A 13,911-nucleotide genomic window follows, 5' to 3' on the forward strand; every position below is an offset into this window, starting at 1 on the left:
GGGCACGACCCGGCGCACGAAAAAGCCCTGGCGGGTGTTGCAGCACCCCCAGAGCACGGCCGACATCCACAACCCTCTAACCACAAAGGAAATGCCGACATGACCATTGTGCCGCACACCCCCGCCCCGGCGTCCGCCCACGACCACCACCGGCCCGCGCGCGTCTACCCCGGGACCCTTGCCCACACCGCCCGGGTACGCGCCGACCTGGCGGCCGACCTCGCCGCCCTGCCCGGTGTCCCCGCCGAACTCGCCGAAGAGGTCGTGCTGTGCGTCAGTGAGGCGTTCGCCAACGCCGTCGCGCACACCCGCTCCGGCGGGCACGACGGCCGCGTCGTGCGCACCCTGTCCACCACCGCGACCGCCGTGCGGGTCGCCGTCATCGACGACGGGGCCGACGACACCCTCCCGGAGATCCCGCACCGGCGCACCCCGGCCGAGTGGGACGACGCCGAACACGGCCGGGGTCTGCTCATCGTCGGGGCCCTCGCCACCGCGTGGGGCACCCGACCCGTCGTCGCCTCGCCCCTGGGCTTCGCGCTGGGCACCGTCACCTGGGCCGAGTTCGCCCTGCCCGCGACCACCGGCACCCGCCCCGCGCAGGACACCACCGCTTCGGAGGGGACCCGATGAGCACCGCGTCTACCGCACCCCGTCCCGTGCCCTTCCGCGCCGAGGACGACCCGCTGCGCGCCCGGCTCGCCGAGGGCGTGCGTGCGATCCTCGCCGCACCGCACGGCCACCGCTTCGCCCACCCCGTCACCGGGCCGGTTCCCCCGGCCACGGCCGCGCCCACCGGGGACGGCGCTCCACGCCGGTCCGTCCACAGGCGGCCCGCGCCCACCCGTCCCGGGCCGAGTGCGGCCTCCGGGCACCGCCCACACCCCGCGCGCTCCGCCGCCACGATCCGGCAACCGGAGCATCGGGCCGATCCCGGCCGCCCCGGTAATCGCGAACGCGACCTCCTCGACCAGCTCCGTGACAATCCCCGCGTTGCCTACCGCCGTGACCACGGCGCCCTCCCCGGCTGGATGGCCGCCCCCGCCGGACCGCGCCCCGGGCCGGTACCCCGCCCGAGGGCCACCTCCGGCAACGGTCCCGATCCCAGCACCGGTCGTAGTACCGGCGACTCCGCCCGCAGTGGTCTCCACGACAACAGCCGCACCGGGTCCCACCCTCGCCGGGAACCCGCCCCCCGCCCGGTCTCGGCCAGGCCGTGCGCCGGGCCCCGGCACCGCAAACCCCGTCGGCCCCGCAGCCGCACCCGGTGGTGGGTCCTGGCCGGCCACCCCGTGGCCGCCGCTCTCGGTGCGCTCGCCCACCACTGCGCCACCCTGCTCGCCTGACGCCCCTTGGTGGGTCGGCCGCTCCCGAACAGCTGCCGACCCACCAGGGGGCCACCGCAGCCGCGCCCCCGCACGGGACGGGAACGGCGCATCGGACACCCGCCTCAGCAGGCCGGAAGCGGTCAGCGGGTATGCCTGTTTCGACCGTTCCGCGCGGTTCGGGGCGGGCGGGCGAGCCCTGTTCGTGCTGGTCAGAACAGGGACGCGCCCTCGGCGATCTGAAGGGTGTGTCGCGGATCGCCCCAGGGGCGCCGTTCGCGCCGGGAGACCGGTTCCATCCACTGAGTTATGTTGCCTTCGAGAATGTTCACCGACAAACGGGACGAGGACCGTGCGAGCTCCACTACCAGGCGCGTTGAAGACAGTGCGAATCCTGCTCTTCGTCTACGCCGGACTCACCGCGCTGACGGTCGTCGGCGGACTCCTCATCTTCCCTTTGAGCGCGGAGACGTTCGGCGCGCTCCTCTACCTCGCCCTGCCCGGGGTGCTGGCGCTGCTCTTCGGGCTCCGGATGCCCAAGGGCCGCGCCGGACTGTTCTGGGGGATCGTCGTCCTCCAGGCGTTCCTGATCCTCACCGGGATCGGCCGGCTGGGCAACGGGGAGATCCAAGGACTGACCAGCATCATCCTCCCGATTCTCGTCCTGGTGCTCGTGCTCAGGCGCGAGTCCCGCGAGCACCTGCGCGGTTGACCACCCCCAACGGTTCTCCCTGACCCCCTGCCCGCCCCACCCCCAAGGCCGGTGAAGCACGCCCGTGCTCCGCACGATCCACGACCCCGAACGCGGCGCGGGAATCGTCGAATACGCCGCCCTGATCGTGCTGGTCGCCTCGATGGTCGCGATGCTCGCCAACGCGGGGATCGCGCAGGCCATCGGCTCCGGTGTGCGTTCCGGCGTCAACCAGGTCTTCGACGAGCCCGATTTCCCGGCCGACGGGGGGACGGCGAGTGACGCCCCCGCGGCCGCAGCGCCCCTGCCCCAGGCGTCGGTGGGGCCGGGCGGCGAGGTCACCTACTCCGGCGGCTCCGGGCCGGCCGGGGACGATCCCGGTTTCCGGATCGTGCCCGCCAGCGACGGCCCGCTCCTCAACGACGCCCTTCCCGATATCCGGGACGACGAAGAGGAGGAGGGCGCCTGGGACGTGTTCCTCGACCGCCTCGGACGAGGGGGCGGGGCGTTCGGCACCAGCGTCCTCAACGATCTTGAGGGGATCGTCAACGCCTTCACCACCAACCCGCTCGACAGTTTCAAGGGCCTGATCGACACGATCGCCAACGACCCCGTCGGCCTGCTGTTCAGCGACGAGTTGCGCGACGCGTGGAACAACAAGGACTGGTCCGCGGTCATCGGGCACGGCCTCTGGGAGGTCGGCACCTGGGCGATCCCCGGTGCCGGGCTGGTCGTCCGCATCCTCAAGATGCTGGGCAAGGGGCCGGGAGCACCCCGCGCACCCGACGGTCCCGGATCGGAAGGCCAGGCCCCCGGCTCGGGGGAAGGGGGCTCTGGACGCTCCGACTCGGATTCGGATGGGGGGCGCCGCGACGAGAACGGTGTCTCGTGTCCCGGGGGCTCCAACAGTTTCGTGCCCGCCACCCTGGTGCTCATGGCCGACGGTTCGACCAAACCGATCGAACTCGTGGAGGTGGGCCACGAAGTGCTGGCCACCGACCCGCTCACGGGGCAGAGCGGGCCGCGCGCGGTGACCCACCTCATCGAGGGTGCGGGGGCCAAGACCCTGGTTGACATCACTGTCACCGACGTTGATGGTCACGTCGCCACGATTACCGCCACCGATGCCCATCCCTTCTGGGTCCCCGACCTGGCGCAATGGATTGACGCCGTTGATCTTGAGCCCGGCTCGTGGTTGCAGACCTCCACCGGCACCTGGGTCCAGGCAAGCGCGGTGGAGGTGCGCACGGTCGTCAACCAGCAGGTCTACAACCTCACCGTTGCCGGACTGCATACCTATTACATTGCCGTCGGTGGGGTGGACATCCTCGTCCACAACGACGGATGCGGGGAGTGGGCTGCTGACTTCGAGTCTTTGCCCCAGGGGAGACAGAGCAGCGTCAGGATGGTCAACACGGGAGAAGAGCTGCGCATAAAATTTGACCAGTGGACCGAGGGGGCAGAAAGAATTGAATCGCCGAGCAGTAAGGTTCCCGATGTTTATATGCTCCCCGATGGCACAAGAATTCAATGGCGGACCGCATCAAGGTCCGGAGGGGAGACGATAGATATTTTTTTGCCGGATAGAACCCGACTGAAAGTGCATGTAGAAAATGAGTGACGAGGAGATAATTGCTGAAATATTAGATGAAGGATTAGATGATTGGATTCCAATTGATGGACTTATATCCTTGGTGAAGCGAGAGGGAAAGGAGAGCGAAGAAGATCTTCGAAATGCGACAATCAGGATTTTAAGATTGCTTCTCGAAGGGCGAATGGTGACGGTTGGAGAACTCGGGGAAAGCGGGTTCGAGTCGTGGCCGGAAAGCGTTGACGATGCAGAAGGGGCCCTTCTTCGAGTCGTAGAAGATCTGGACAGACTTGACTGGTTTCCGCAGGGCGCTTCCTGTTGGATCGCCAATACCCCATTGGGGGACGCCGAAGCGGTCAGAAATCGTGAATCCCGTGAAATTTGACTCCTCCTGGAGAAAGACGTGAGTGACGCGAATCGGTCAGGACTTGGACTCCGCTTGCTCGCCTTCGTCGGCAGATTTTCCAGGTAAAACCTCGTTTTGGAGGGGACCCAGAACCTCGACGTCTTCAGTGCTCTTTCTCGGACTGACCTGCCAGTGGGGGCAGGGTTTCTTCAGTTGTGCTGGTGGCTTGTCGGGTGTAGTGGTCGGTTGCCTGGAGCGGTTGGGGGGCGTCCGGTTGCGGCCACCCCGCGACCGCCCTTTCGCTCTCGTTTGGTTGCTACCGTTCACCTTTTGGGTTTCACCGGCCAGGGGCGCGCGGATGCTGTGGGGTAGGGGCTTGTGCTGAGACGGATCCATGACCCCGACCGCGGCGCCTCGGCCCTGGAATACGCCGGCGTGTTCCTGCTGGTGGCCGCGATCGTGGCCGCGTTGGCCCTCACCGATGTGGGCACCCAGGTCAGCACCGGCCTGGGCCAGGCCGTGGACCGCGCCCTGGGCGCTGAGCACACCACCCCCGAGGCGGCCCAACCCGAGGGGTCCTCACCCGCCACGGTTCCCGCACTGGAAACCCGCCACGACGCTCCTGAGGGCGGCGCGCCGGTACTCACCCCCGTCAACAACAACAACGACGACGGTGACGACGATGGTGGTGGTGGGGGGAACTTCCTCACCGACGCCTGGGACTGGACCTGGGACAAGGGCTCGGCCATCGGCAGCGGCCTGTGGGACTCCGGCGCGGGCTTCGTGGGCGACGTCAAAGACGGCGCGGTAGGACTCTGGGACGGCGCGGTTGACCTGTGGAACGACCCCGGGCAGTGGGCTTCTGACACGTGGGACTCGGTGTGGGGCGGGGTGACTGGGACCTGGGACGCCGCCACCAGCGACCCGTGGGGGTTCGTCAAGGACCTGTTCGTCAGCGAGGAGGCCCAGGCCGACTGGGACGACGGCGAGCGGCTGCACGCGGGTTCGCAGGTCGTGGGCGACACCCTGATCGGGTTCATCCCTTTCCTCGGCTGGGGCAAGAAGATCGACCGGGCCTTCGGCCTCGGCGGCAACAACCGCGACCGCGACTCCGATTCGGATTCGGATGGGGGGAGCCGCGACCAAGACGCCATCTCGTGCCCCCGGGGCCCCAACAGTTTCATCCCCGCAACCCTGGTGCTCATGGCCGATGGCTCGACCACACCCATCGAAGCGGTGGAGGTGGGCCACGAAGTGCTGGCCACCGACCCGCTCACCGGTGAGAGCGCACCGCGCGCGGTCACCCACCTCATCGAAGGCTCAGGCGCCAAGACCCTGGTCAACATCACGATCACCGACACCGACGGCCACACCGCGACCATCACCGCCACTGATGCCCACCCCTTCTGGGTCCCCGACCTCGCACAGTGGGTCAACGCCGCCGACCTGGAGGCGGGTTCGTGGTTGCGCACCTCCACCGGCACCTGGGTCCAAGCCGACGCGGTGCAAACTCGCACGGTCGCCGACCAGCAGGTCCACAACCTCACCGTTGAGGACCTGCACACCTACCACGTCGTCGCCGGACAGACACCGATACTCGTCCACAACGACAACGGCGACTGTGGTTGGGACATGACCAAGCTCGACGAAAAATACGACAAGCACGTATTTGGAGACGGGAAGCGTCCCGGTGAAGATCCCGACATGCCGGAATATCAGGATGAAATCAATGGCGTCGATGGATTCGACCGGTATCAGCAGGATGCATGCGCGCTGATGTGCGGCCCCAAAGGGGAAGGGGTAAGAGAAGTTGTCCGTTCTGGAGATGGAGCGATTCTCCGCTTGGACACCTCGACTGGAAGGCTCGGAATTATGCAGAACGGAAAGATAACGAACTTCTTCCGGCCGGACGATCCGATTGCTTACATGGACAACGAGAGTCAGAGGTAGGATTTCTTTGTCGAGTTCTATTGATTTCGACGAAGCGTTCTCCGTGTCGTTCCTGGAATCGGGCTGGAGAGAACCCATCGGGCCGGTTGAAGCACTGAGGCGCTGGAAAAGTTTCTCCGAAGACTGCCTTGATGGTTTTCCGTGGGATGTCGATGATTACAACAATGACCTGACGCTGCGGACCCGGCTTGCCGAAACCCTTCCGAGGCTTGAAGAGGAAGGTTACGATGCGGCAAGACGTCTCGCAGGGAAAATCGAAGAATCCGACTCCCGGGTGCGGGTCGTCTTGCGCTGTGAATCTTTTCTGGGTTTTCCTGAAGACCGATGGTGGCTGCGAAGGACGCCGATTTACGCTTCAAAGGATTTCTGTATCGAGTTTCGAGAAGCATACGGGGTCGATATCGAGCCGAAATCCCGGTTCGACGACGACAAGCGCGAGATTGCCCGCATGAAAGCGGCCGGCATGTCGGCTCTTGATGTGCTGATCCATGTGCGAGCTGAGGGGTGGTACGTCTCGACCAATTCTGGCCTGTTTTTTCGTGCGTTTCGAGAGGCATTCCCTTCGGTGAGGCGGAACAGGAAGCTTGTCCTGGGATGGATCTCGGGAGAGGTCGAGGAACCAATGCTTCGTTCGTCTTTTTCTGAGCATCGCTGATGTCCGTCTCGCCTGCTTATGCGTACGGAGCGGCGAGTTTTCCGCATTGACGTGTTGGGGTGCTCGCACCTGTCTGGAGGGAACTGCCGAACTCGTCTTCGGCGGTCGTCCGGTTCGCTCGAAAGACTGTCTCTGGTTCCGTAAGAAGAAGATGTCTGCTTCGATGGGCTCAGTCGAGAGGAATTCGACCGGAGGCGGGGTGGGGTGGAGGCATCGGTTCGGCTCACGTCCGACGGATTTTCTGCTTTCTTCGGCCTCGTCAAAGAGTCCCCGAATGTTTCCGGATACCAGGTGGCAAGAAAATCTTTCGAATCGGATCTGAAAGAACTGGTCGAAATTCTTCCCGGGCTGCGCGGGATTTTCCGCCGGACGGTCGAAGGTGCCGCCGAGGAAGGTGATCGCGAACTGGTTTTTCGGTCCGGTGAGTCGATTCACCTGGAGAGGGCGGACGGCGGGTCGGTCGTTCTCTCGTTGGAGGCTCCCCTGTTGGAAGCCATCGTCGAAGAGCTGGAAATCGTGAGGGGGCGGCTCGGCGACACCGAGTTGCGCACGCGCACGGGCATCGGGGCTCCGGTCGTCAACTCGCTCATGGCGAACCTCCGAACAGCGATCCCCGGGCATCGATCCTGATCGTCAAGACCGGCGGCCGCACTTCCGCGAAGGCCGCGTCCACCTCGGCCGTGAAGCGGCCGTTCCCGATGGCCGTGGTGCGTACGGCGTTCCACCGCACGTCGCCCTATGGTGCCGTGAGTGGCCCGGAGCGGCTGGTTTTCGCTGATACGCGGCCACGGTTGCGGGTCGGCATCCGGTGTCCATCCCCGGGTGGGTGCGCGGACTTCCCATTCGAGCTGGTGGCCGCACACGCTGGGCCGATGCGCGCCGTTCCTTCACTCCTCCACGAGGTCGGGACCGCGTCCGGGCAGAAGGGCTTCCCCGTTGGCGCCTAAGCCTGTCCCTGCTCTTCGGTCCGCCGGTCGGTGAGGCCCGCGCTCAAGGAGACCTCTGCCCTGACGCACGCGTCCAACCGGGGCGAGGGGCCTGAGTCGGGACGGACGGTGCCGAACAGTGTGGCCAGGACGTCGTGCAGGCTCATGGTCCACTCGTCCTCGTCCCACCGGACGTGCAGGTCGGTCAGGAGAAGCCCGGTGGGAGCGGAGTAGACCAGGGACAGCGACCGGTCGTCGATCCGCCGGACGTCCAGCGTCACCCCCTCCCCGGTGCTGACCCCCGCGTCGGAGAGCGGGATCACCAGCCGGGTCCGTCCCGGCCGGTTGACGCGCATCTCCAGGTCCTTGCCGCCGCCCACGATCGACAGCCCGGCCAGGGCGATGCCTCCGGCCGGGAGAGTCGGTGACCATTCCCGTGTCATCGTGCGACGCTTCTTCCGTCGTGGTTTCCTCATTGCGCTGTTGACGTTAACGCCTGCGTTCGTCGATCCGGAAGTGTCGCGGTCCGAAGCCGATGCGCGGTTCGCGGTGAGGCTCCGGGGCTCAGCCGAACATCCCCTCCTGGCTCACGGAATCGAGGCTGTGGCGGGGCTTGCGGTCCTTGGCGGACACGGGGAACCGCACCCCCTTGCCCCGCAGTCCGGCGAGAGTGACCAGCGGCCCCGCCAGCACCTCGTCCAGGAGCGTGCGTTGGGCGGTCTCCAACTCGGTGACGCGGCACAGCGCGGTGAGGAGCTCGTTGAACTCGGTGATCCACTCCCGGGGCCACGACTCCACGTGGATCTCGTCGAGAGGGCTGCTCTTCTTTCCCCCGGGTTTCGCCCTGCGGTAGGAGAACCACTTGCCGATGACGTTCATGCCGCCCACGTCGTAGGACCACATGCGCTCGGTGACCGGGCCGAACTCCCCTTCCCCGATGCGGACGCGGCCCTGTCCGTCCGGGGCCGGGGCGTAGGAAACCGTTTTGGGGAGGCCGGTGCCGATGGGGGAGAGGTTCCTGGGCTGCCTCGGGTCCCCCGGCGGGAAACCGATCCTTCCCTTTGGCCGTCCGGCGGCCGGGTCCACGAAGGCCGTGCCGTAGGTGGCCGCCCACACCGCGTCGCGTCCGATCGCGCAGGCGTTCGCCCACAGCGCGGGGGAAGCGGTGATCGGGACCCGGACGCCGGGCGTCACCAGTTCCTCGGCGAACCGCTCGGTGAACGCCGGGTGGGCGACGACCCCGGCGATGTACGCCGCCAGGTCGTGTGCGGCGATGGTCAGGCCGGTGGCGTCAAAGAGCGCTGTGAGCAGTCCGGGTGCCAGGTTGGCGGAGCCGTCGGGGTGCAGGAGCGGGAGGACCCGGCCGCCTTCGCTTCCCTTGAAATGGTGCATGTCGGGAAGCAGAGTCGCGAAGCTGAGCCCCGGCCCCGAGCGGATGGTCTGCGAGTGCTGCTCCGAGAGGAAGACCTGTCCTGCCTTGGGGCCGCCCGCCCAGAGGTCCGTGCGCGCGAAATCGATGACGCGGCTGTCGGGTATGAGCCATTGCCGGTCGAAAGACCGGTAGGCAACACGACGGGGGGAGGGGCACGGGCCCTGGTCCCTGCCCAGTGGTACGTCCCGTCGAACGGTTCCCGGGAGCGGTTCCTTCACGCTCTCCAGGGTTCGGTCACGGGTCTCTTTGAAAAGTGCTTTCCGTTTTTCTTCCGTGGGAGCGGCCACCAGTTCGCGCCACCGCCGTTCGAGGAGGTCGGGGTGCGGTGCGTAGACCCAGGTGCGATTCGGTTTCACGCCGGGGGTGGTCCAGCAGAACAGGTCGTCCAGGGCGGGATTGTCGTCCCAGGCGGATTCGGCGGCGGGAAGGAAGGGCGCGTCCGCGCCGGTGCGGACCGCCTGCCATTCGTCCCCGTCGAGCGTCAGCGCCTTGAGTTGTTCGTACTTCTGTTCCCGCCGACCCGTCACCTTCGTGTAGCGGACGGCGGCCGGCACGTCCGGGGCGGTGTCGGCGCGTTTGACGAACACGGCGACGGCCAGCGGGTGCTGCACACCGGGAAACACCCGGGTCGCCACGTCTGGGCGCATCCCCTCGGGGCTGACGTTGACGATCCACCCCTCCGAGCAGGTCCGCCGAAGGTAGCGGCGCATGCCCTTGAACCCGGGCCCCTTGAGGAATCCGCTGGTGGTGATGAAGCAGATGACGCCGTGCCGATCCGTGGGGTGGGCCTCGAACACCTTCCAGGCGGCCCACGCCCAGAAGTAGACGTACAGGTTCTTCAGGACGTACTCCAGCCGCCCGTTCCCCGGTGCGCGGAACAGGTCCAGGGGCGGGGCGGTGCCGGTCTGGGGGGAACCGCTCTCCACCCACCCGCCCGCCCCTTCGGCGCGTTCCCGGTAGGGCGGGTTGCCGATCACCACCGTGACGGGGGTCTGCGCCTTCACCCTGTTCGCCTGCTTGTGCGACCGCGACAGCGACGCCAGTCCCGGGAGCGCCGTCACCTCCTGGTAGGGGTCGTCCAGGGTGTTGGTGACGAACAGGCGGAGTCCGTTCGTTGGGAGGGAGGCGCCGTACCCCTTGAGCAGGTCCACCGTGCGCATCTCCGCGACGGTGTAGGGCCCCATCTGCATCTCGAAGCCGACGAGCCGTTCGCTCAGGTCACCGATCGCCGCGCCCACCGCGCCCGGGCCGTCGGACTCGGCGGCCTGGCGGGCGGCGTGGTCGATGACCGAGTGCAGGAACGCCCCGGTGCCCATGGCCGGGTCCACGGTGGTCACCCCCGGCGACAGGTACCCCTCGGCCGCACCGAGCCGTGTGGTCAGGACGTCCCCCGTCAGGCGGACCATCGTGTCCACGACCTCGCGCGGGGTGTAGTACGACCCGGACTGCTTGCGCAGCGCCGGGTCGTACACGCTCAGGAACGACTCGTAGAGGTGCAGGTAGGCGTCGTCGCGCCGTTCCCAGATGGGCTCCCACTCGACCTTTCCCACCACGCGCCGCAGCAGGTCCAGGGTGATCCTGAAGGAGTTGACCGCGCTCTCCGACAGCAGTTTCAACGCCTGGCCCATGAGCGAGTGCGTGCTGCTCGCCCCCAGGCGCTGCGCCACCAGGTGCGGGGAGAGCGCCGTGACGTCGATGCCCTCGGTACGCGCCAGCAGCAGTGCGAAGGTGAGGGTCTGCGCGTATCCGTCGGCGAACAGCTCGTCGCCGGCGGTGGGGAACAGCAACCCGCGCCAACTGCGCGCGAGCACCGAGAACGGTTGTTCGTCGCGGTCGGCTCCGGCGGCGACCGCCCGCTGTTCGATCGTGAGCTGGTCCAGGACGGATTCCCGCAGGAGGCGGCACAGGGGCGCGACTGCCTCGACCAGGTGGCGGGCGGTGGTGATCGGCGGCGGCGCCCATCCCAGGAAGGTTTGGAAGAACGCCGCTACGTCCGTTCCACGGGGGACGAGAGCAGCGGACGGGTCGGTGAGGTCACCGTCGAATCGAAGGTCGGCGATCAGCTCGCCGCGCCGGTACAGCCGCCAGGCCGTGCCGTTGGCGTAGAGCAGGTTCGGCAGGTCCTGGAGCCGTTCCCACTGACGCCGGTTGTGGCCGGTGAAGCGCTGCGGATCGAGGTTCGTGCCGGGCCGTTTCAGTTCGACGTGTCCGACGACCTCGCCGTTCACCCGGATCGCGAAGTCGGGACGCGTTGCGGTGGGGGAGTGCCGGGCCTCGTCGTGGGCGATCACGGCGAGCCCGAGGTGTTCCCCGGCGGTGCGGAGCAGCTTTTCGACGGGGCCACGCAGCGCGGCTTCGGGCTGGCCGGTCCCCTCCCGGAGTTTCGCGGCGCACTGTGAACCGAACTCCGAAACCGCCGAACCGACCCACTCCGAACCCACGCGCCACCCCGATCACTCGGTTTTCGCTGAGAGGGCCTATTCCAGGCCGGGGTTGGACATGTGTCAATGCGCGAATCAGGCGGCGTCGGTGCGCCGTGAAACGGCCCGGCCCCCGACTATTGATCGGCAGGAGGCATTCCTTTAAGGTTGCTCGCCGTTTCCGTCCCTTCTTCGGACGAGACCGCTGATCGGACCGCCTTCAACGGCCGTCTGGAACAGGTGGAACCGGCATACGGTGTAGCCCTCCGTTCTGGGGCCGCCGCAGTACAGCGACGGACCGTCGCCGTAAGCCGTCTGGACGTCGCACTCGTCGCCACGCAGTGCGGATTCAGGGACGTCCCTGCACGTCGAGGCGTCGGGCACCGGGCCGTTGAGGAACTTCTCGAACTCTTGCGGGGTCATGGTCGCCTTCTCGTCGCGGGTGCCACGGCGCGTCTCGGGCGGTCCTGGGGCCGGTGGGGGAGGAGGCGCGTACTGATTGCGCAGTCAGGATAGAAGCTTCCGGTGACACCCGGTGCTCGGCCACTCCGCGTCTGTGGACAACGAGGAGGAGGGTGGGTGGCCGCTCTTGGCCACTGTCCGCCGAGGCGCCACGATCCGTCCACAGAGGCGTTGCCGAGCGGTTTTTCAACGCCACGGGAGGAGGGGCCGGACTCAGGACCCGAAACCGCGAATGACGCGGAGCGCGGGTTTGGCGGTGAGGGTGTTCTCGTTGCCGTGTCCCGCCCCGGTCCGGGCGGTGAAGGACAGCCCGAACATCAGCGCGTTCAGTTCGGAAAGTGGGATGTGCAGTTCGGCGGCCACTCTGGCCGCGCTCTGACCGTTCTGTCGCAGCAGCGCGAAGACCTTGGGCAGCACCTGCGAGGTCTCACGGTTGATTCCGTCGGGTTCACCCGACCGGTATCCCAGCTCCGTCAGTCGGCGACAGGTGGATCCGTATTGCCAGTCGGTGAGCATCTCCAGATCATGCAGACGGTGGGTGAGCGCCATGGCCGACACCCGCCAGATTCCCTTGGCCTTGAGGATTTGGTCGATCTGGGGGCCGATCGGCATCCGTGCCACGACGTCGGCACGCGGCATCAGGAAAGCACCGGCGAACCGGTTGGCCTCGCGTTCTGCTTCCGGTCCGCTGGAGGCGCGTTCGTGGCCGTGCATGACGAGGTGGCCCAGTTCGTGCGCCGCGTCGAAACGACCGCGCTCGCCGCTTTTCCCGGTGTTGAGAAAGACGAAAGGCACCGCGTCGCGCCAGAAGCTGAACGCGTCAACTTCCTGATGCTCGGTGTCCAGGGAGAACACCCGGATGCCGTGAGCCTCCAGGAGATGGACGGTATTGGGCGCGGTGGTGTCCCCGAGCTCCCAGAGTGAGCGGACCATCTCCGCCGCCGCTTCGGGGCCGGGTCTGCCGTAGGTGGGAACGGACGACTCGGGAAGGGTGAACCGAGCAGCCAGCCAATCGTTCAGTTCCACGGCCAACGCCGCCTGGGAGCGTACGGCTTTCTGCTTGCGCATCGACGTCTTCGTGCGGGCACGGAAGGACACCGCGTCGGCGGGAACCTCCTCCACCTCCTCGGCGGTGAAGAAGGACAAAGGAAAACCGAGCGCGGACGCAATCGCTTTCAGGGTCGGTCCGGTGGGAACCGAGCGGGAGTTCTCGTAACCGGAGAGGCTCTGTTGGGAGATGCCACTCGTCCGCGCCAGCCGCGCGAGGGTGAGTCCCCTTCGCTCCCGCGCGAGCCGAATGCGTGACGGCGTGACCATGAGCTGTCCTGTCGTTGCTCGCGGTCTGCGGGGCTTCAGACCTTGTTTGGTGGTGTCAGCGAAAGCCGATCGGGATGTCGAGTCCGTCCGGCCCCTCGTCGTCTTCAGGGAAGGCGACCGCACCGACCTCCAGCGCAGGAAGGGGAATGCGTTCGTACCACCCAAGGATGTAGCCCCGGTCGTCGGGGGGCATGGGACGCGACAGCTCACTATGCCAGAGAACCCGGTCCGTTCCGGGAATCTGGAACCGGTGGACCAGGAAGACCCAGGCCTCCAGGTTTTCATGGCTGTCGAGAGAGAACTCGGCCGAATCCGAGTTGTCGGACGACTCCTCTTCCCAGAGCGGCAGCTGTCCGTCGTCGCTGTCGCTTTTGATGAGACGTCGTCCGTTGGGCCCGCGCGGATGCTTGTTCCGGGGGGTGGCCGACGTGCCGGTGTCGCTGTTTCCGGTCAGGGTCTGGATCGCGACGGTCCGCTCCGGATTGACCGTCACCTCTATCTGCAGGAGGCGGGCGTTCTCCCATCGGAAGTGAAGTTTCTGCTCCTCGCGCAGCGCCGCCAGCCTTTCCCGGTATGCGTATTGGGCAGGACCGTCCACACCATGGCTCGGGGTCGCGAGTCGCCACCCTGCCTCGCTGCGGCGCAGGACTTTTTCCAGGACGGCACGCGACGTTCCCAAGCGGGAGAGTCGGTCGTCACTGCCGTACGGGTCGATGAGCACGCGTACCTCCGGGTATCGGTTGAAGAAATCTTACCTATTTTTCGGTTAAAAATATTCAACTGAATACTTTGGGGT

General features: G+C 66.8%; 13 protein-coding genes. 8 read left to right on the forward strand and 5 right to left on the reverse strand.

Going from position 1 to position 13,911, the window contains the following annotated elements:
- The first annotated feature begins 99 nt into the window (after nucleotides 1-99).
- From AC0VYP_RS01600 to AC0VYP_RS01635, 8 genes are all read left to right on the forward strand, one after another.
- Entirely contained in the window at nucleotides 100-633 is a 534-nt protein-coding gene (locus tag AC0VYP_RS01600; protein ID WP_285762061.1) for an ATP-binding protein, read from the forward strand.
- Nucleotides 630-1,346 (forward strand): hypothetical protein, encoded by a 717-nt coding sequence (locus AC0VYP_RS01605; RefSeq protein WP_475472159.1) that lies wholly within the window; start codon nucleotides 630-632, stop codon nucleotides 1,344-1,346. Before AC0VYP_RS01600 ends, AC0VYP_RS01605 begins: the two co-directional genes overlap by 4 nt.
- A 355-nt stretch (nucleotides 1,347-1,701) precedes the next feature.
- The gene (locus tag AC0VYP_RS01610) at nucleotides 1,702-2,037 is read left to right on the forward strand and encodes a hypothetical protein (RefSeq protein ID WP_432707533.1); all 336 of its coding nucleotides are present in this window, start codon (nucleotides 1,702-1,704) and stop codon (nucleotides 2,035-2,037) included.
- 64 nt (nucleotides 2,038-2,101) lie between these two features.
- On the forward strand, nucleotides 2,102-3,637 hold the full coding sequence (locus AC0VYP_RS01615) for a polymorphic toxin-type HINT domain-containing protein (protein ID WP_475472160.1): 1,536 nt from the start codon (nucleotides 2,102-2,104) through the stop codon (nucleotides 3,635-3,637).
- Nucleotides 3,630-3,992, forward strand: coding sequence for a hypothetical protein (locus AC0VYP_RS01620; protein ID WP_285762064.1), 363 nt, complete (start codon nucleotides 3,630-3,632; stop codon nucleotides 3,990-3,992). The genes AC0VYP_RS01615 and AC0VYP_RS01620 overlap by 8 nt, the downstream gene beginning before the upstream one ends.
- Nucleotides 3,993-4,331: 339 nt before the next feature.
- Complete coding sequence (locus AC0VYP_RS01625; RefSeq protein ID WP_475472161.1) at nucleotides 4,332-5,903, forward strand: polymorphic toxin-type HINT domain-containing protein; 1,572 nt, start codon at nucleotides 4,332-4,334, stop codon at nucleotides 5,901-5,903.
- A gap of 7 nt (nucleotides 5,904-5,910) precedes the next feature.
- Nucleotides 5,911-6,558 carry a hypothetical protein gene (locus AC0VYP_RS01630; protein ID WP_475472162.1) on the forward strand — a complete coding sequence of 216 codons (648 nt, stop codon included), beginning with the start codon at nucleotides 5,911-5,913 and terminating at the stop codon, nucleotides 6,556-6,558.
- A gap of 204 nt (nucleotides 6,559-6,762) precedes the next feature.
- Nucleotides 6,763-7,188 carry a hypothetical protein gene (locus AC0VYP_RS01635; protein ID WP_475472163.1) on the forward strand — a complete coding sequence of 142 codons (426 nt, stop codon included), beginning with the start codon at nucleotides 6,763-6,765 and terminating at the stop codon, nucleotides 7,186-7,188.
- Between the two features lie 313 nt (nucleotides 7,189-7,501).
- Here the strand turns inward: AC0VYP_RS01635 and AC0VYP_RS01640 are convergent, their stop codons facing one another.
- The 5 genes from AC0VYP_RS01640 to AC0VYP_RS01660 form a co-directional block, all read right to left on the reverse strand.
- On the reverse strand, nucleotides 7,502-7,927 hold the full coding sequence (locus AC0VYP_RS01640; protein WP_475472164.1) for a hypothetical protein: 426 nt from the start codon (nucleotides 7,925-7,927) through the stop codon (nucleotides 7,502-7,504).
- A gap of 121 nt (nucleotides 7,928-8,048) precedes the next feature.
- The gene (locus tag AC0VYP_RS01645; protein ID WP_475472165.1) at nucleotides 8,049-11,357 is read right to left on the reverse strand and encodes a type ISP restriction/modification enzyme; all 3,309 of its coding nucleotides are present in this window, start codon (nucleotides 11,355-11,357) and stop codon (nucleotides 8,049-8,051) included.
- 141 nt (nucleotides 11,358-11,498) lie between these two features.
- Complete coding sequence (locus AC0VYP_RS01650) at nucleotides 11,499-11,759, reverse strand: hypothetical protein (RefSeq protein ID WP_285762070.1); 261 nt, start codon at nucleotides 11,757-11,759, stop codon at nucleotides 11,499-11,501.
- Nucleotides 11,760-12,011: 252 nt separating this feature from the next.
- Nucleotides 12,012-13,115 (reverse strand): helix-turn-helix domain-containing protein, encoded by a 1,104-nt coding sequence (locus tag AC0VYP_RS01655; protein ID WP_475472166.1) that lies wholly within the window; start codon nucleotides 13,113-13,115, stop codon nucleotides 12,012-12,014.
- A 55-nt stretch (nucleotides 13,116-13,170) separates the two neighbouring features.
- Entirely contained in the window at nucleotides 13,171-13,836 is a 666-nt protein-coding gene (locus tag AC0VYP_RS01660) for a hypothetical protein (protein ID WP_475472167.1), read from the reverse strand.
- Nucleotides 13,837-13,911: the final 75 nt, after the last annotated feature.

Source organism: Nocardiopsis sp. iso_186, from assembly GCF_056173365.1.

Bases quoted from the DNA above. Each gene is read 5' to 3' on its own strand.
- AC0VYP_RS01605 (WP_475472159.1), top strand. From the start codon at position 630: ATGAGCACCGCGTCTACCGCACCCCGTCCCGTGCCCTTCCGCGCCGAG.
- AC0VYP_RS01655 (WP_475472166.1), bottom strand. From the start codon at position 13,115: ATGGTCACGCCGTCACGCATTCGGCTCGCGCGGGAGCGAAGGGGACTC.
- AC0VYP_RS01600 (WP_285762061.1), top strand. From the start codon at position 100: ATGACCATTGTGCCGCACACCCCCGCCCCGGCGTCCGCCCACGACCAC.
- AC0VYP_RS01650 (WP_285762070.1), bottom strand. From the start codon at position 11,759: ATGACCCCGCAAGAGTTCGAGAAGTTCCTCAACGGCCCGGTGCCCGAC.
- AC0VYP_RS01640 (WP_475472164.1), bottom strand. From the start codon at position 7,927: ATGACACGGGAATGGTCACCGACTCTCCCGGCCGGAGGCATCGCCCTG.
- AC0VYP_RS01620 (WP_285762064.1), top strand. From the start codon at position 3,630: ATGAGTGACGAGGAGATAATTGCTGAAATATTAGATGAAGGATTAGAT.